Source organism: Pseudomonas sp. BRG-100 (genome assembly GCF_000737955.1).
GTDB lineage: Bacteria > Pseudomonadota > Gammaproteobacteria > Pseudomonadales > Pseudomonadaceae > Aquipseudomonas > Aquipseudomonas synxantha_A.
On the sequence record NZ_JPRX01000001.1, the window covers coordinates 2,318,306 to 2,332,494 of the forward strand.

17 protein-coding genes and 1 tRNA gene are annotated in these 14,189 nt (G+C 55.3%); 16 read left to right on the top strand and 2 right to left on the bottom strand.

Annotation, left to right across the window (positions count from 1 at the left end; translation table 11 throughout):
* Positions 1 to 63 precede the first annotated feature (63 nt).
* Positions 64 to 753, bottom strand: a complete 690-nt coding sequence (locus JH25_RS16990) for an energy-coupling factor ABC transporter permease (protein ID WP_032877845.1) — start codon at positions 751 to 753, stop codon at positions 64 to 66.
* Positions 754 to 882: 129 nt separating this feature from the next.
* On the opposite strand from JH25_RS16990, the gene JH25_RS16985 reads away from it, so the two are divergent.
* The 3 genes from JH25_RS16985 to JH25_RS16980 are packed head-to-tail and all read left to right on the top strand — an operon-like array spanning position 883 to position 3,098.
* Positions 883 to 1,512 carry a DUF1780 domain-containing protein gene (locus JH25_RS16985; protein WP_003188431.1) on the top strand — a complete coding sequence of 210 codons (630 nt, stop codon included), beginning with the start codon at positions 883 to 885 and terminating at the stop codon, positions 1,510 to 1,512.
* A gap of 53 nt (positions 1,513 to 1,565) precedes the next feature.
* On the top strand, positions 1,566 to 1,739 hold the full coding sequence (locus JH25_RS0127025; protein WP_005784671.1) for a DUF3094 family protein: 174 nt from the start codon (positions 1,566 to 1,568) through the stop codon (positions 1,737 to 1,739).
* 60 nt (positions 1,740 to 1,799) lie between these two features.
* Positions 1,800 to 3,098, top strand: a complete 1,299-nt coding sequence (locus JH25_RS16980; RefSeq protein WP_005784669.1) for an NAD(P)/FAD-dependent oxidoreductase — start codon at positions 1,800 to 1,802, stop codon at positions 3,096 to 3,098.
* 178 nt (positions 3,099 to 3,276) lie between these two features.
* Here the strand turns inward: JH25_RS16980 and JH25_RS16975 are convergent.
* A tRNA-Pro gene (locus tag JH25_RS16975) sits at positions 3,277 to 3,353 on the bottom strand.
* A gap of 242 nt (positions 3,354 to 3,595) precedes the next feature.
* On the opposite strand from JH25_RS16975, the gene JH25_RS16970 reads away from it, so the two are divergent.
* The 13 genes from JH25_RS16970 to JH25_RS16915 all read left to right on the top strand — a co-directional run bounded on the left by JH25_RS16970 (position 3,596) and on the right by JH25_RS16915 (position 14,178).
* The gene (locus JH25_RS16970) at positions 3,596 to 4,456 is read left to right on the top strand and encodes a ParA family protein (RefSeq protein WP_032877846.1); all 861 of its coding nucleotides are present in this window, start codon (positions 3,596 to 3,598) and stop codon (positions 4,454 to 4,456) included.
* A gap of 1 nt (position 4,457) precedes the next feature.
* On the top strand, positions 4,458 to 5,216 hold the full coding sequence (locus tag JH25_RS16965; RefSeq protein WP_032877848.1) for a hypothetical protein: 759 nt from the start codon (positions 4,458 to 4,460) through the stop codon (positions 5,214 to 5,216).
* Positions 5,213 to 5,914: a DUF2786 domain-containing protein gene (locus JH25_RS16960; RefSeq protein ID WP_032877849.1), complete on the top strand. Its 702-nt coding sequence runs from the start codon at positions 5,213 to 5,215 to the stop codon at positions 5,912 to 5,914. Before JH25_RS16965 ends, JH25_RS16960 begins: the two co-directional genes overlap by 4 nt.
* A complete protein-coding gene (locus JH25_RS16955; RefSeq protein WP_032877850.1) occupies positions 5,911 to 6,630 on the top strand; it encodes an HNH endonuclease signature motif containing protein in 720 nt (239 codons plus the stop codon). Before JH25_RS16960 ends, JH25_RS16955 begins: the two co-directional genes overlap by 4 nt.
* Complete coding sequence (locus JH25_RS16950) at positions 6,614 to 6,832, top strand: hypothetical protein (RefSeq protein ID WP_032877851.1); 219 nt, start codon at positions 6,614 to 6,616, stop codon at positions 6,830 to 6,832. Before JH25_RS16955 ends, JH25_RS16950 begins: the two co-directional genes overlap by 17 nt.
* The gene (gene dnaB / locus JH25_RS16945; protein ID WP_032877853.1) at positions 6,829 to 8,178 is read left to right on the top strand and encodes a replicative DNA helicase; all 1,350 of its coding nucleotides are present in this window, start codon (positions 6,829 to 6,831) and stop codon (positions 8,176 to 8,178) included. The genes JH25_RS16950 and dnaB overlap by 4 nt, the downstream gene beginning before the upstream one ends.
* Before the next feature lie 180 nt (positions 8,179 to 8,358).
* Positions 8,359 to 8,880: a hypothetical protein gene (locus JH25_RS16940; protein WP_032877854.1), complete on the top strand. Its 522-nt coding sequence runs from the start codon at positions 8,359 to 8,361 to the stop codon at positions 8,878 to 8,880.
* On the top strand, positions 8,877 to 9,116 hold the full coding sequence (locus JH25_RS27925) for a type II toxin-antitoxin system HicA family toxin (protein ID WP_008437325.1): 240 nt from the start codon (positions 8,877 to 8,879) through the stop codon (positions 9,114 to 9,116). The genes JH25_RS16940 and JH25_RS27925 overlap by 4 nt, the downstream gene beginning before the upstream one ends.
* Positions 9,116 to 10,117: a nucleoid-associated protein YejK gene (gene yejK, locus JH25_RS16935; RefSeq protein WP_032877855.1), complete on the top strand. Its 1,002-nt coding sequence runs from the start codon at positions 9,116 to 9,118 to the stop codon at positions 10,115 to 10,117. Before JH25_RS27925 ends, yejK begins: the two co-directional genes overlap by 1 nt.
* A 33-nt stretch (positions 10,118 to 10,150) precedes the next feature.
* The gene (locus JH25_RS29235) at positions 10,151 to 10,387 is read left to right on the top strand and encodes an Arc family DNA-binding protein (protein ID WP_032877856.1); all 237 of its coding nucleotides are present in this window, start codon (positions 10,151 to 10,153) and stop codon (positions 10,385 to 10,387) included.
* Positions 10,384 to 12,156 (top strand): ParB family protein, encoded by a 1,773-nt coding sequence (locus JH25_RS16925; protein ID WP_032877858.1) that lies wholly within the window; start codon positions 10,384 to 10,386, stop codon positions 12,154 to 12,156. The genes JH25_RS29235 and JH25_RS16925 overlap by 4 nt, the downstream gene beginning before the upstream one ends.
* A gap of 28 nt (positions 12,157 to 12,184) precedes the next feature.
* Positions 12,185 to 12,880 carry a DUF2857 domain-containing protein gene (locus tag JH25_RS16920; protein ID WP_008437329.1) on the top strand — a complete coding sequence of 232 codons (696 nt, stop codon included), beginning with the start codon at positions 12,185 to 12,187 and terminating at the stop codon, positions 12,878 to 12,880.
* Entirely contained in the window at positions 12,877 to 14,178 is a 1,302-nt protein-coding gene (locus JH25_RS16915) for an STY4528 family pathogenicity island replication protein (protein WP_032877859.1), read from the top strand. The genes JH25_RS16920 and JH25_RS16915 overlap by 4 nt, the downstream gene beginning before the upstream one ends.
* The last annotated feature ends 11 nt before the right edge of the window (positions 14,179 to 14,189 follow it).

Below are 14,189 nucleotides of genomic sequence, written 5' to 3' on the forward strand. Positions count from 1 at the left end.
CCGTGCTCCAGAAAAAATTTTGCAGAGCATGGGCCTGCGCCGTCGTGCGAGATTTGACCTGGATCAACGCCGTGAATCGTCGTCCTTCCAGGGGGCCGAGAGATAGCGAGTTCGGTTGAAGGTCTCCAGCCATTCCGGGCAAAACACCACCAGCGCGCTGATGACCATGCCGTTGATAAAGGCTTCGGGGAAGATGATCAGCCAGAGGTAACCTACAAAGTCCTCCAACCATTCCGGCATCGCAAAGCGGCCGTTCAACCACAACAGGCCCAGGCCAACCAACAGGCACAACAATGCCGACAGCGCCGCCGCAAAAAAACCGGAACAGAAGATATACACAAAGGGGTTTCGCGGTTGCGCCCGTTCGACCAACAGCGCGCAGCTTTCGGTGACCAGCACCGGCAGCCCGACCAGAAGCAGGCCGTTGACGCCAAGGGCGGCCAGATCCTGGCGCCCCAGCAGCATCAAGCCGAACTGTGCAGCAAACCCACCGACGATTGCCAGCGGCCAATCCAGCAGCAAGGTCACGGCGGTCATGCCGATAAAGTGGTACGAGACCCCGGTATCGAAATCCCGGCGCACCAGCCACAGCATAAACAACGCGAACACCGTACCGAACAGCAAATGCTGGCGCCGTCGGTCGGCGAACAATTCGACCCAAGGCGAGCGCAACGTCGCCCACATCACCACCGGCGCATATAACAGCCAGCCAATGCCGAGGGTCGATGGCGCCAGAACAGCTGCACTGATCACGGATGCACTTCCTTTATAAAAAGCCTCACCACACACCTCATCCTTGGGCCTGCTGCCAGGTGACCAGTCTACACCCGCGTTTTAAAGCAGGACTTCCTGTGGTCATCATTTGAACGCTAAGCTGGGAATATGGATGACTCAGATTATTTGCGCCTGCTCACCGTAGCAGCCGAACAAGCCAATGCGTTTCTGTCCAATGCCCGCAAATGGGAGCGTGAGCGTTGGGTCTGCCAGCGCCTGCTGCAGGGCTTGAATGTGCCCTACCGCGTCGAAGAGTTTCACGCTGCGGGCCAGGAGCCGCCGGATGTGTTGTTTCGCGACGCCAGTTTCGAGGTGTTTTTCGTGCTGGACGAGGGGCGCCGCCTGAACGACGAATGGCGCGATGAATTGCTGCGCAGGCGTAGCGCGTTCTCTTTGAGCCAACTGGTGCGGCGCGAAGCCAAGCCACGACGCATTCCCGCCCATGAGTTTTTGTTGCGCCTGGCACCGACACTGCGCAAAAAAGCACATAACTACAAAGAACGCGGCATGGACCTGGGGGAGTTGGACCTTATCGCTTTCACCAGCCTCAAACGCGAAGTGCTGGACCTCAACAGCCACTTTCCGCCGCCAACTGAATACCTGCGCCAGGGCTGGCGCTCACTGTCACTGGTGGGGCCAACCTTCGCGCGCGTACTGTTCGCACACCCGGACGCGCCGGACTTCTTGCGCAACAACCTGGGCCGCAGCATAGTGTTCGATGTGGGCATCAGCCTTTGAACCCTTGGCTGTAACGTGGCGCCCTTTTGCAACGTCTACCTGACGAGGCCTTTATGACCAGCCGCCTGAACCCCGATGACCAACAGCATGTCCAAGAGTACCTGCAACTCTCCCAGCACAGAGTCGAGCGCAAGCCTTTCCGGCCATGGCTGCTCCTTTGTGTGGTGCTGGTAGTGGTGATCGGGCTCGGCGTGCTGAGCCGCCTATTGAGTTACCTGACGCTATGAGCTGCCTGGCGCTCGCGGGGGTAACTGCTCCGATTTCTTTTAGCCTTGCGAGATATCCCCATGACCCATCGTATTATTATCGTCGGCGGCGGCGCCGGCGGCCTGGAGTTGGCTACCCGCCTGGGTAAGACTCTGGGCAAGCGCGGCAAGGCCAGCATCACGCTGGTGGACGCCAACCTGACTCACATCTGGAAGCCTCTGCTGCACGAAGTGGCTGCCGGCTCGCTGAATTCTTCGGAAGACGAACTCAATTATGTCGCCCAGGCAAAATGGAACCACTTCGAGTTCCAGCTTGGGCGCATGAGTGGGCTTGACCGTGAACAGAAGAAAATCCAGCTGGCCGCCACCCTCGATGAAGAAGGCCGCGAGCTGGTGCCCGCGCGCGTACTGGGCTATGACAGCCTGGTCATTGCCGTAGGCAGCACCACCAACGACTTCGGCACCGAGGGTGCGGCGCAGCATTGCCTGTTCCTCGATACCCGCAAGCAAGCCGAGCGCTTCCACCAACAACTGCTCAATCACTACCTGCGCGCCCATGCCGGACAAACCGATGCCGTTGAACAAATCAGCGTGGCCATCGTCGGTGCCGGCGCCACCGGGGTGGAGCTGGCCGCCGAGCTGCATAACGCAGCCCATGAACTGGCGGCCTATGGCCTGGACCGCATCAAACCGGAAAACATGCATATCACCCTGATCGAAGCCGGCCCGCGGGTATTGCCTGCCCTGCCAGAGCGGATCGGCGGCCCAGTGCATAAAACCCTGGAAAAACTCGGGGTGACCGTGCTGACCAACTCGGCGGTCAGCGAAGTAACCGCCGACGCGCTGATTACCAGCAGCGGCCAAGTGATTCCCGCCAGCCTCAAGGTATGGGCGGCCGGGATCCGCGCACCGGGTTTTCTCAAAGACATCGACGGCCTGGAAACCAACCGCATCAATCAGCTTCAGGTGCTGCAAACACTGCAAACCACTCGCGATGAAAACATCTTCGCCTTTGGCGATTGTGCCGCCTGCCCGCAACCGGGCACCGACCGCAATGTGCCCCCACGAGCCCAGGCCGCGCATCAGCAGGCTTCGTTGTTGGCCAAGTCGCTGAAATTGCGCATTGAAGGCAAGGATCTGCCGACCTACAAGTACACCGACTACGGCTCGCTGATCTCGCTGTCGCGGTTCTCGGCGGTAGGTAACCTGATGGGTAACCTGACTGGCAGCGTGATGCTGGAGGGCTGGTTGGCGCGGATGTTCTATGTGTCGCTGTACCGTATGCACCAGATGGCGCTGTACGGCTTCTTCCGCACGGCGATGCTGATGCTGGGCAGCAAGATTGGGCGAGGCACAGAACCGCGCCTCAAACTCCACTAACAACGCATAACACCTGTGGGAGGGGGCTTGCTCCCGATAGCGGTGTGTCAGTTAATGAATACTTAGCTGACCCACCGCTATCGGGAGCAAGCCCCCTCCCACATTTGTTTTGAGGAGAATTCAGGATTCGCGCGCGCAAAAAAAATCCCCGTATCTTTCGATACGAGGATTTTTAATATGGTCGGGGTAAGGGGATTCGAACTCCTGACATCCTGCTCCCAAAGCAGGCGCGCTACCGGACTGCGCTATACCCCGGTAAAAAAAAGGCGACCTTTCAGTCGCCTTCTTCGATCAGCGCTTTTGGCCTCTGATCTTAAGATTCGATTCCAGCCTGAACTGGTCTCAAAAATGGTGGGTCGTGTGGGATTCGAACCTACGACCAATTGGTTAAAAGACAATTGGTTCTAGTGCTTCAAAGCCCAGGATCGTGTTCGCTACACATAGCTGTTTCCGTGGCCTCGCAGCCTCTAATGAACCCACATTAGAGGCTCCAAACCATGAAAATCTCTGCGGTCGTTTCGACCAAAGGCGGCGTAGGAAAAACCACCATCGAGGCCAACCTCGGCGCTTTTTGTGCGGATGCAGGCCTGCGCGTGCTCCTCATCGACCTAGATCCTGCACAGCCCTCACTCTCCTCGTATTACCAATTGGTCGACGAAGCTCAGGGGGGCATCTACGACCTGCTGGCATTCAATATCACCGAATCAGCCAAGATCATATCCAGCACCGCGATACCAAACCTGTCGCTTGTCATTTCCAACGACATCAACAACCAACTGAACAGCCTGCTCCTGCAAGCACCTGACGGACGGTTGCGGCTCGCCAACCTGATGCCGGCGTTCAAAGATCATTTCGACCTGGTACTGATTGACACCCAAGGCGCCAGATCGGCCATGCTCGAAATGGTGGTCCTAGCCTCTGATTTGGTCATATCGCCACTTCCGCCCAATATGCTCGCTGCACGGGAGTTCAGCCGGGGAACCATGCAGATGTTGGACGGCCTGCGCGCCTATGGGCGCCTGGGCATGAAAATCCCACCCGTGCGGATAGTCGTCAACAATCTCGACCAAACCACTGACGCGCAAATGATCGAGCAGTCGGTACGGGAAATTTTCCAGGACAATGACGAAATCAACGTTCTGGATAGCGTCGTCCCCAGCGCAGTGGTGTTTCGTAGCGGTTCTTCCCTGGGCGTCCCAGTACACCGCCTGGAATACCGACAGCCTTCAAACCGAATATCCCCGGCAGCCTTAGTCGTCATCCGCCGTTTGGCCATTGAGCTTTTTCCAGAATGGCGTGACCGCTTCGAGGCCATGACCGAGGAAAAGGTAGCCAACTTGGTGAGGGAGGGTCGTTGAAATGGCGAAGCCCTCCATTACCGACGCCCACAGTATTACTGCAGATCTCATCCTAGAGGTTGGCAAGTACTACAGCGCTCAGCAATTGCGCAGCTTGCAAGCCAAGCTCAGTGGAACCGCACGAGAAATCAGAGCCCTGACAAGCGGTTGCCATCTACCCGGTCGGATTGGCGCCCAGTTGAGCGTTGAACAGATTCAGCTTTTGCAAGACGCCGCGAAGCTAATCGAGTCTGTGAACTCGAACATAAAGCACGCGAAGAAAAAGCGCGGCCGCGACGAAAGCCAAGCCAAACGCCGTCAGCAAAGTCGATATGCCGAAGCCAAACGCCTGGTAGCTGAAACATATCTAGAACCTTTTGTTCCTGAGTCAACGGCTTTGGACCCTCTCCTAGATATTCTTAAAACAGCGTTGACGCTCAATCGCGCAGACGTTTTCAGGAATGGTTATTCACCTAGGGAGTTCAATCTCAGGCTCCGTGATTACCTGTCGCCTGCTAGAACTCGAAAGCTTATTGGCTGGACCAGTCCAAGTGCTTTTTGGATAAGCACGGTTCTCTCTCTGCGTAATGACGTTGTGCAAACTGTTGAGCAAGAGATTGCTTACGACGATGGCTCGAGTGTTCAAGACCGTCTTGATGCCTTGAAACAGAAGGTTGCGCACTGTCTTGCACAGACTCACCTCTCTGCTGATGAGGAAGAAACACTTCGCCTGTGGTCAGAAGCGCTCTCCCCCAGCCTTCAAAAGGAAGGGGGCGAATGATGGACAAGCAAAAAGTCCTCAGCAAGGTTGCCAAACTCATGGCGCTGGCCAAGTCACAAGGCGCTGCCCCAAACGAAGTGGAAATTGCACTTCGTCAAGCTCGCCATTTGATGAAGCAGTACAACCTGGAACACACCGAAGTTGCTGCCCATACAATCGAAGAAGCCATTGTGGGTACCAAAACCCGTAGGGCACCGCAGGATTGGCTGCACAACCTGGCCTCAATCTGCTCCCAAGCCTTCGATTGCAGCCACTTGGCGTATTTCAATCCGCTGCTTGGCTGGTCCTTCAAGTTCTTGGGAAAAGGTATTTCACCCGAGCTGGCAGCTCACACCTATTCAACGCTGCATCACCAGCTTGTCGCAGCCCGACGAGCTCATGTTGCCCAGCAGAAGCGCTGCCAACTAAAAACCAAACGTCACCGTGGCCAACTGTTTGCAGAGGGCTGGCTCAATGCCGTCGCCTCTAAGGTGAACCAGTTTGCAGGCGGGATAGACGAAAACACTGCGCTGGAGATCCAAGCCTACCTGGAATGGCACCATCCAAAACTAACACTAGCCATTATCAAGCCCATCGAAGCCAAAGGTCATGACACCCGCTCTTTGCAAGCGGGATGGGACCAGGGCAAGCATGCCAGGCTGCATCGTGGTGTTGGACAGCAGTCGCAAGGAGCCCTTGGGCATGGGGGGAGCCAATGAGAACTCATTCGCTTTCACCTTTGGCCATGGCGGCGCTGGAACAAGCCAGATCCCAGCTTGGGCTTACCCCGGTTCACAAACACCATGTTTGGAGTGAGGCAGAAGAGCGCACGCTCATTGCCCGTTATCCCGATGAACCGACTCATGTCCTAGCCGCCGAATTGGGGCTCAGCGTCTATCAGGTCTATGCCAAAGCCAAACGGCTGGGTTTGAGCAAAAGCACCGAGTTTCTTCGCAGTAGTCTCTGTGGCCGGCTTGACGGCAAGTTGGGCGCTGAATTCCGCTTTCCCAAGGGTTTTGTCCCGTGGAATAAGGGCCTCAAGGGGCTCCCCTCCTCTGGCCGCATGACTCAAACGCAGTTTAAGGCGGGGAATAAACCAGGGAACTGGCTCCCTGTTGGCAGCCTGCGCACGACTCCTGACGGCTATCAGCAGAAGAAAATCACCGATACCGGTTATCCACCCGTTGACTGGAAAGCGGTGCACGTACTGCTCTGGGAGGAGCATCACGGACCAGTCCCTTTAAACATGTTCGTGTGCTTCAAGGACGGCAACAAGGCCCATATAGCCCTGAATAACCTGGAGTTACTGACGAGGGCAGAACGCATGCGTCGTAACACCATTCATCGGTATCCGGAAGAGCTGAAATCCGCAATACGCGCTATCGGCAAACTCAAACGCACCATCCGGGAGGTTGAAAATGAAGAACAAGATTGAAGATCTACGTAATCACCTGTTCGTCGCGATCGAGAGCCTCCTGGACCCGGAAAAACCAATGGAAATTGAACGGGCTAAAGCGGTAGCGGAGGTTGCTCAGGTCATGATCAATTCAGCGAAGGTTGAAGTCGACATGGTCAAAGCCCTGGGGGCACGCAACGGGAGTGGTTTTCTTCAGATAGGTCAGGAGTCAGGGAAATGAATCACCTTGACCTATCACCGCCCTACTCCGTAGAGGCTGAACAAGGTGTGTTAGGTGGGCTACTGCTCGACAACAACACCTGGGATCTCGTCGCGGACAAACTGGATGCCTCTGATTTTTTTCGACACGACCATCGGTTGCTGTTCCGGACAATGGCAAGCCTTGCTGACAAGTCGATTCCGTTCGACATCGTCACCGTCCACAACGCGTTGGAGGAGCCAGACGAAGCCGGAGGGCTGGGCTATCTGGGCGAGCTGGCCAAAAACACGCCGTCTGTAGCCAACATCGAGCATTACGCATCCATCGTGCGTAATCGCTCTCGGCTCAGACAGCTCATGTCCCTTGGATACCAATGCTCTCGCGAGGCGACAGACCCGTTGGCAAGTGCGGAGGATGTTCAAGAATCAATTGAACAGCAACTGTTCGCTCTGGGTGAGGGCAAGAGCGCAACGGAATTCGTCAATATCAACCAGTGCCTGACGAATGTCGTCGAACAAATAGACGAACATTTCAACGGCAATATCACCGTGACCGGCCTGCCTTCAGGCCTGGAGGACCTGGACGAGCTGACTTCGGGTTTTCAAGAAGCCGACCTGATCATCCTCGGCGCGCGCCCGTCTATGGGGAAGACCTCTCTGGCCTTGAACTTCATAGATACGGCTCTGCAGGCAAAGCTTGATCGTACAGTTCAGGTTTTCAGCATGGAGATGCCGGCCAAAGCATTGATGTATCGATTGATGGGCATCCTAGGCCATATCGATCTGGGCAGGCTATTGAAGGGCAAGCTCGATGATGATGATTGGCCGAAGCTGACTGCAGCGGTTTCTCGTATCAATGGCTATGGCGAGCGCCTGGTCATCGACGACTCATCAGCGCTCACGCCTGCAGTAATCAGAGCCAAATCTCGTCGAGCAGCTCGTCGCTTCGGGCACCCGAGCTTGATCCTAATCGATTACCTGCAGCTCATGCGCTGCCCAGGTCAGGAAAACAGAGCCAACGAGATCAGCGCTATATCCCAATCCCTCAAGGCCCTGGCGAAAGAGATGAATTGCCCGGTGGTTGCGCTTTCCCAGCTCAACCGAGAACTGGAGCGACGGCCAAATAAGCGTCCGATCAACGCAGACCTGCGTGATAGCGGTGCGATTGAACAGGACGCGGACCTGATTATGTTCGTCTACCGGGACGAGGTGTACCACCCTCAGAGCGAACACAAAGGCATTGCAGAAATCATTCTCGGCAAGGCGCGTAACGGCCCAACTGGGACCGTACGAACAGTCTTCATCGCCAATCAGACCCGGTTTGCCAACCTCAGTCCCAACGCCGGCTGGCAAGGGGCTCAAATATGAAAAAGCACACCTCAGCGATGAATACTCTCGTCCGCATCACTCACTGGTGCCTTCAATGCGATAGCCACCACCCAAAACATCAAGTGAGTGGCGCTCCAGCCTTACCCGGCGGTGAAGTGGACGAGCTTATTTGCCCTACTTGCAATAGCTATGACATCGAGGAGCTTCAGGAGGTGTCGGATGCACAGTAGCGCCGAACTATTTCCTAGTATGCATGCCGGTGCCGTGTTCGAAGCCTCTGCCGTGGCTCATGCCCATAAATCTGGGATAAACCCAGTGGAGCTCGACGCATTAGCTCAAGCGATCGGCCGCCTTGCTCGTGACCACAGCACCGTGGTCCCAATGAGCATGCGTGAGTATCTGTTGGAGTTTGAGAAGCTCGGCTACGTCGAGCTGACCAACACGCTCAGCGCAACAATTACCGTTGAACTGCTCTGCGCGGGCGCCTTGCTATCCAGCTACTTCTGGTCGGTTTGGGTGCCCCGCTACCTCCAGTGCTGCTCGCTGAAAGTGGCCGTCATGTCTCACCTGCAACACCCCGCGGAAGTTCAGCACTGCAGCGTGGTGTTCCGCGTCCCTGGAGCACGTGAGGCTATGCGTCACTTTTTGCATGAGCTCGGTACCAAGTTTCCTGGCGACCAGGCTGAAATCATCGCGATCCAGACCGGTAACGTTCTGGCAGCCAGGGATGCAGAGCTATGACCACCAATCTCCTACGCGGAAAAAGCGAGAGCCTTCGTGTACTCGTGAAGTTTGCTGAAGCGAATGGCTGGACGGTGTCTCGCACTCAAGGTGGCCACATCAAGTTCACCAAGTCTGGCCTTGGATCGATTTACACCTCATCAACCGCAAGCGATTACCGCTCAGGCCTCAATGCCAAAGCCCGTATTCGTCGTGCTGATCGAGCTCAAACCCTACATTCGCAGGAGGCAATCTAATGCCTATCCGTCATTGCATCGTCCACCTGATCGACAAAAAACCCGATGGCACACCTGCTGTTCTCCAGGCACGCGATTCGGAGCTATCCGAATCGGTCGCCATCGAGAACATGCTTGCCGACCTCAACGAGAGCTATAACGCCAAACAAGGCAAGGCCTGGGGTTTCTTCCACGCCGAGTCCGGCGCGCACCCGTTTAGCGGCTGGTTAAAGCAGTACTTTGAAGGTGGCCAGGACTTCGCCGCCTTCAGCCACACGGCGGTCGAGCATCTGCAAAAGCTGATGGAAGAATCCAACCTCTCCACCGGTGGCCACGTACTGTTTGCCCATTACCAGCAAGGCATGACCGACTACCTAACTGTTGCCCTGCTCCATCACAGTGAAGGCGTGGTGGTTACTGACGATCTGGACGTCACTCCTTCACGCCACCTGGACGTTGGCCAGCTGCACCTGGCGGCGCGTATAAACCTGTCCGAGTGGCAGAACAACAAACAGTCCAAGCAGTACATCTCGTACATCAAAGGCAAGAACGGTAAGAAGATCTCGGGGTATTTCAGCGACTTCATTGGCTGCATGGAAGGCGTCGACGGCCCGGGCGAAACCCGCACCCTCCTCAAGGCGTTCAGCGACTTCGTTGAAAACGAAGACCTGCCAGACGAATCGGCCCGCGAGAAAACCAAGGCCCTGGTGGACTACGCCACCAGCCAGGCCAAGCTCGGTGAACCCATGGGCCTGGAGGAACTCTCGGGCCTGATCGATGAAGATCGGCCCAAGGCGTTCTACGACCATATCCGCAATAAGGACTACGGCCTGTCGCCGGAAATCCCCCTGGATAAACGCACTCTCAACCAATTCCGTCGGTTCACCGGCCGTGCCGAAGGCTTGTCCATCAGTTTTGAAGCGCATCTGCTAGGGGACAAGATCGAGTACGACGAGGCGTCCAATTCATTAGTCATCAAGGGGTTACCTACCCAACTCACTGATCAGTTGAAACGTCGCTGAACACACTTTCTACCCTAGGCATCGGAGCCCACCATGAGTAACAAACCAAAGCGTCTGCATGAAGAAAAATTCGTTATTCGCCTTCCCGACGGGATGCGCGAACGCATCGCGTTGGAAGCACGTGACAACGCCAGGTCGATGAACTCAGAAATTGTTTATCGGCTGGAAACAACTGCCGAACTTGAAGCCGCTCTTGATCGTGCTTTAAAAATCATTGACCAGCTTTTGGCGGCAAGCCCGGCTTACGAGCAGCCAGGAGCCAGAGTATGAAACCGTCTTTGGCCCAGACCATGAAAGATAAGCTGTTGCTGCCGGCGTTTGAATCGAAGTCGCCAGTGGCGGCGCGGATGAGTGACCCCATCGTTGATACACCCATGCTGTTGACCCTCGACGAAACGCTGCCGTATGACGAAAACCCAAGGACGACTCGTAACCCGAAGTACGATGAAATTAAAGAGTCGATACGAAATCGGGGTCTCGATACGCCACCTCCCGTAACCCGTAAACCTGGGGAAGATAAGTACCGGATCCGCAACGGCGGTAACACTCGTCTGGCAATTTTAAACGAGTTGTATCGTGAGACCGGCGACGAGAAGTACTTCAAGTTTCACTGCCTATTTCGCCCCTGGGACGCCGTTCGGGGCGAAATCATCTCGCTCACCGGCCACTTGGCTGAAAACGACCTGCAAGGCCAGCTCCTATTCATTGAGCGGGCTATTGGGGTCGACAAAGCGAGAGCGCTATATGAAACAGAGGCAGGGGAATCTATCTCATTGCGTGAGCTTTCACGGCGGCTCAGCGCAGATGGCTACCCTATCTCTCATACGCACATAAGCCGAATGCAGGACGCCATCCGCTACCTGCTTCCTGCAATTCCTACGGTGCTGTATTCCGGACTAGGTGTAGACCGAGTTTCGAAGCTTCTTTCTTTGAGAAAGAGCGCCTTGCAGTGCTGGGAGCGCAATTACCAAACGCAAGAAAATGGGCCGATTCTAGAATTTGAGACAATTTTTCAAGATGTATTGTCCCAGTTTGAGGGCGATGCAGAAGAGTTTCTGTTCAAGCGATTCCAGGACGAACTAATTGATCAGCTCAAAAAGCCTTTAAATCTCGGTTACGAAAAGATACTGCTGGAAATCACTCAGAACCAGGACCAGTTGCGCCGCTCTACGCCGGTTCTTGAGCTGCCACAGTACCCTGCATCGCAATTTGAGGGGGGGACTCAACTTAACGCCTCAAACAATGGCATTGAGGCTAATCAGAACCCTCTACAACTACCCCCTGCTCCTTCGGGGGGCAGCACACATAAGACGACGCCCTCCAAAGAGAGTCCTTCACCTCAAGGGGTCCAACAGCAACTGGCCCCTACTCCGCAGGAGCAAATGAGCCCACAAGAGCGCCAAGCACGTATCGATGGGCACGTTGCGAGTCCTGTGAAGACTTCTCCCAGAGTCGACAAGATGAAACGGGAGCTCGCTGCGCTTGACGGTGAGGTCTTGCCCGACTTCGCCTCCAATGCCTTGGTGGCCATACCTGTTCAAGCGGGCGGACTCAATCCCATTTCTGACCTTTGGTACATCGAACGCGAAATAGACAATACCGCAACCCTGCGTCAGCACATTGCTCAATTGGCTCGCGAAATAGCCAGCTCGGTCAAAGCCCCAGGTCAATTTATCGATATCGATGGTGGCGTCGGGTTCAGCTACCGACACCCCGAAGCGGAAGTCGAAATTACTGCCACAGCCCAACATACCTTGACGCTGCTCCAGTCTTTGAGCGGCTCAATGGCCATCGTACTGAAAATGATTCAGCAGCAACCCGAGCTTCAAATCGACGCTTTGGCTGACTTCGAGTTCGCAGCCGGGCTGGGCCAGATCTTACTGGGCCAGCCTCACACAAAAGATCAGCCCCCTGAAAGTGAATGCCGTCTCAGCGACGGCGCTTTAGTGAAGCTGTTCCGCATTATTCGTCTCGCAAGACGTTTGATTGACCTGGAAATCCAGTCAGTCGCCAACAACGGTCCGAATTCAGCCAGTTAACACACGGACTCTACAAGGGGGAGTCGTCATGTCCAAGACACCAATAAATGAAGCAATCCTGTCACAGGTGCTTCATCACATGCGTAATGGCCAACTTCGGCGCTGCATCGAAATGGGCCTGGAGCCAGAGATATTGGCTCAGCTCCAACAACCTTCAGTACTGAGCTTGCTGCTTAACACTCCCGTGTCTTGGTGCAACGTCACCATTGATGGGGACATGGTAAAAAAACTACTGTCAGGCGCGCAGCGTTCTGATGAAGAAGTGCGCATGATTGAACGTGCGCTGCGACTTGGCGCGACCACTCAAATGCTGCAACAGTTCTTCGGGCTGTCTCCGCAGGATGTGGCCCTTCAACGCCTCATGATCGGCGTGACGGCACGTCGTGGCCGTTGGCGCGAATTCAGTGAGGAGATGGACGCTCAGCTTTGGTACCGATGGACGCACCTAATGCAAGAGCATCAGGTAGAGCTTGGCGACAGTCTCGCGTTGCTGGACATCGCCATGTTAGTCGCCGAGGAACTCAATGCTCCACAGGATACTAGCCCAGATGAAACCCACGAAAACCTCAGCCTGGCCATCATCTGGCATCGCATTCAGTCCTGGATAAAGGAAGGGCTTTACCCTCCTGCAAACCCTGGCCTTCCGAGAAGGCTACAGCTTGTGTCTTCTCAACGACTTGCACAGCCAGCAGCGACATCGGTGGAAGGTGACTCTGTATTATGAGGTTGTCTCGGCTCCCCTTGTCGACGCTTTTAGACTCGGCCTCGGGTCACCTTGAAGCTCACTTGCTTCAGAAAAAAGAGTCGGCGCCTCCGGGGATTGAAGGGTCTTCCCCCTACTCCGGAATTATTTTCAGCGGGAACCCACACGAAACGGTACCTCGCCGATTGCTTTTGGATGATCGCTTAACCCCGCTTGAAAGAAACACCTGGCAGGTATTTCGCCTACTGATCAATGACGACGGCCTTACGGCGTTCCCTACCTATGACCAACTGCGGCCATATTTGGGTATGCAACCCGGTAGGCCTGCCTCACGTGAAACTGTATCAAAAGCATTAGTGACCTTACGTCTCACCCGTTGGCTTAGCCTGGGGCGACGGGTGCGCAATGATCTGAGTGGACAAGTGCAAGGCAACGTCTACCTGCTTCATGACGAACCGGTCACACCGGCCGAAGCTCTAGAGTTCGACAAGGACTACTTGCAGCTACTCGCGCAGTCAATGCAGCACCAGACCAAGGTGATTCGCGAAGTAGCGGAAATTGCCTGGAAGGAATTTGCAACTGATCCTGACGTTGGCCAACGCTTACCTAGCCGGCTGGACATCATCGAATCCCGAATGAACAGCCAGGCCTGGACCAAAGCGCAGGCTCCAGTCGTTCTCAAAGCGGCAGAGTTCGGAATCCGAACTCAGCAAAATATAGCTCTATCTCCACTGAGTTCGGATACCGAACTCAGCAAAAAAGACGAAGAGCGAATCGCTTTGGAGCAGAGTTCGGATGCCGAACTCAGCCGTAAATCCCTGAGTTCGGACTTAGTTCGGCATCCGAACTCATATAGTACGTATACAGATACACACAAAGATGTTTGTAAAAGCTCTGTACACGTACCGCCCACACCAAACGACATGGCTGCCGATTTACGCGGTGCACTGCATCGTCTACCGGTCGAGCAAAAACAGAACGCGGTCATGGCGCTGCAAAAGGTTCCAGCAGAGTTGAAACCGGCGCTGATCAAACAATGGGTCCACCGCTGTGACTCGGGAGGTGTCCGTAACCCGCTGGGTTACTTGATGACACTCGTCGGAATGGCCGTTCGCGGCGATTTCAACAGTCAATGGAACCCTGACGAAAAGGCAAAAGCGAGTCACGAGCGTCAAGAAGCTTCAGCGCCGCCAGAGGGCACAGAGCAGCCGACGAAGACGGTAACTCAGCCCCGTAGCCCTGAGTCGATACAAACCGCAAAACACTCACTCAGCGGAATGTTGCATCTGCTGAAGCCTAATCGGGGTACACATCCGTGATGTTAGGTGGA